The sequence below is a fragment of the Streptosporangium sp. NPDC049644 genome, assembly GCF_040675205.1.
Classification (GTDB): Bacteria; Actinomycetota; Actinomycetes; order Streptosporangiales; family Streptosporangiaceae; genus Streptosporangium; species Streptosporangium fukuiense.
Genome location: NZ_JBFAOJ010000232.1, coordinates 1 through 2,318, shown reverse-complemented (window position 1 = coordinate 2,318; position 2,318 = coordinate 1). Strand labels below are relative to the sequence as shown.

The window sequence follows — 2,318 nt, the reverse complement described above, 5'->3', positions numbered from 1 at the left end:
AGTAGGTCGCCGCCGGACAATCTTTCATGTGGGCCCTCACCTTTCGGTGGGGGCCTTCGTGTTTTCCGAGGGGGTTCCGGAAGGGGCTTGCCGGGAAAGCCGCGGTACGCCTACGGAGAACCAGAAGCCCCGGCCGATGAGGACCGGGGCTTCTCGCGTTGGAGCGCGGTTCGTCAGGGCGTGATGAAGAGGGCGTCGCCCACGGTCCGCTCCGCGCCGTCCGAGGGCCGGTTGACGGGCTTGTGGCCGACGACCATCACGCTGGAGCCACCACCGTCGAAGTTGATGGCCTGCTTGGCGCCCAGCCACCGCATCAGCTGGGCAGCCTCCACCATCGAGGCGCCCACGGAGACACCCGGGTTGCGTCCGTCGACCGTGGCCAGGATCAGCCCGCCCGACTTGTTGACACCGACCATCGTGCGCGGGTGGCGCCGGAGCATCATGTTGATCGAGGCATGTCCGTCGGCCGCCGCGGTGATGCGCACCCGTCCGTTCCTGACCAGCCCGACCCCGCCGCCCATGATGTAGGTATCCGGGGTGAGCGGTATCGCCCGCTGCGTCCGCAGATCGATGACCTTGGTGTCCAGCTTCATCCAGGTGCCCTGGGTGTGTTCCTGGAGCCAGACGGCCGCCAGGCCGGTGCCGTGGAGCACATAGGTGCCCCGGGAGACGATGCCGCCGGCCTGGCGGACCTTGACGACCTGGCCCTGGGTGTCGATGACGACCTCGATGCCGCCGTCGGTGGCCGTCCTGCTGCCGAACTCCTCGGTGTAGAGGACGAGCTCGTCGCTTCCGGCGGCCCGGTTGATGCCGTTGACCTCGGCCTTCGTACCATCCGAGGAGATCGCGGTGACCTGGGTCCGCAGCTCGGTGATCCGGGCCTTGCGACCCTGGGTGATGACGAGGCCGCTGCGGCCGGGCACGGCCTCGCTGAGCAGCCTGCCGCCCACCACGGAGACACCGACCGGGTCGCCCTGGAGGGCCTTGGCGGTGTGGATGTTGAAAAAGCCGCCGTTGACCCCGGCGATGGCGCCGGTAAGTTTCGACATCGCGCTGGTGGTCTCGCGCTTGGCCACGCTCTTGCCGACGCTCGTCTTGAAGGATCCCTTGAACACCTTCGGGTCGACCATCAGCACGCGCATGTTCCAGGGGCCGGTGGTCTCGGTGCCGTCGTCGCCGAGATAGTCGGTCTTGGCCCGGATGCCCTGCTTCTTGAGTTCCTTCACGACCTTGTCGGCCTCGGCCCGCTTGCCGAACGACCACAGGCCGATCCTGACCATGTATCGCTCCACAGCCGGGGCGTCCGCTGCGGCGGGCTGCACGATCCGCAGGATGCTGGGAGTGAACCCCGCCGCCTCCACGGCCTCGGCGACCGTCTGAGCGGTGTCCAGGCGACCGTCGTCGTGACCGTTGGGCATGAGGGCGGAGACTGTCCAGCCCTGCGTGGACTTACCGTGCTTCACATTGAAAAGATCAATGCCCGGTGCCACACTCTGCTGGTCTTTCACCGTGGCCATGCTCACGCCCAGTGGGAACGCGGAGGAGGGAAACCCCGAACTCGCCTGCTCGGCCTCAGCGGGAATCGCTGTGGCGGTGAGTGCTAGGGCCGTGAATCCGGCGACAAGGCGTCGCGACATGTACATCTCTCCCCGTTGGTCTCAGAGTTCGTGCACCATCGTGCCGAGATCTACGGGGCTAGGGGAGCGAAACACGCGAAACATCCCAAGAAAGTGTTGTTGCGCACGCAAGGTCATGTCGTCCAAGGGGGAATTCACCCGTCCGTGACGGCCCCGACCGGGTCAACGGTCCTGGTCAATAAGGATTAGTCCCTGGCCGTTTCGTTGCGACAGCGAGAATGCGACGCTACGGTGCGGTAGGCCGCATTTCCTCAGATCAAGCGGCACATCTTTCCGAGAGGCAGCCGTCATGGGGCTGAGCATTCTCATCGTGATCATCGCAAGCGTGATCCTGGGTGTCATCCTCGGGGCGATCCTGACGCGTCCGCGCCGCTGGGATCTCCACATCTGCGCGGATGACCCTGTTCAGATGGACATCGCATCCGACAGACACGGTTAGTGCAGACGCAGTTGGTTCAAGTACGAAGTCGGCTCGACAAGCCCGGAAAAGACAGATCACCGCACACGGTCGCCGCGGAAAGCGGTGGCCGCGGTGAACGGGCGGACAGTCGCGGGGGGGTGGGGGGCGCGCGGGGGGGGGGGGGCGGCGCCGGATAAGGGGGAGGCCAGCGGGAGTGTGAACGGCAAAAAAGGAAGGAGGGTGGTGGGGGGTGAGTGGTTGTGTTTTTTTTGTTGTTTTAG

At 65.6% G+C, this 2,318-nt stretch carries 2 protein-coding genes; one reads left to right on the top strand and one right to left on the bottom strand.

What is annotated here, in order from left to right:
• Positions 1-173: 173 nt before the first annotated feature.
• Positions 174-1,463, bottom strand: a complete 1,290-nt coding sequence (locus AB0J58_RS44665) for a phosphodiester glycosidase family protein (protein WP_364227863.1) — start codon at positions 1,461-1,463, stop codon at positions 174-176.
• A 463-nt stretch (positions 1,464-1,926) separates the two neighbouring features.
• Here AB0J58_RS44665 and AB0J58_RS44660 point away from each other — a divergent pair, with 463 nt between their 5' ends.
• Positions 1,927-2,076: a hypothetical protein gene (locus AB0J58_RS44660; RefSeq protein WP_157594876.1), complete on the top strand. Its 150-nt coding sequence runs from the start codon at positions 1,927-1,929 to the stop codon at positions 2,074-2,076.
• The last annotated feature ends 242 nt before the right edge of the window (positions 2,077-2,318 follow it).

What these genes read in the sequence shown, in the direction of transcription:
- AB0J58_RS44660 (WP_157594876.1), top strand. Translation starts at nt 1,927, where the DNA reads ATGGGGCTGAGCATTCTCATCGTGATCATCGCAAGCGTGATCCTGGGT.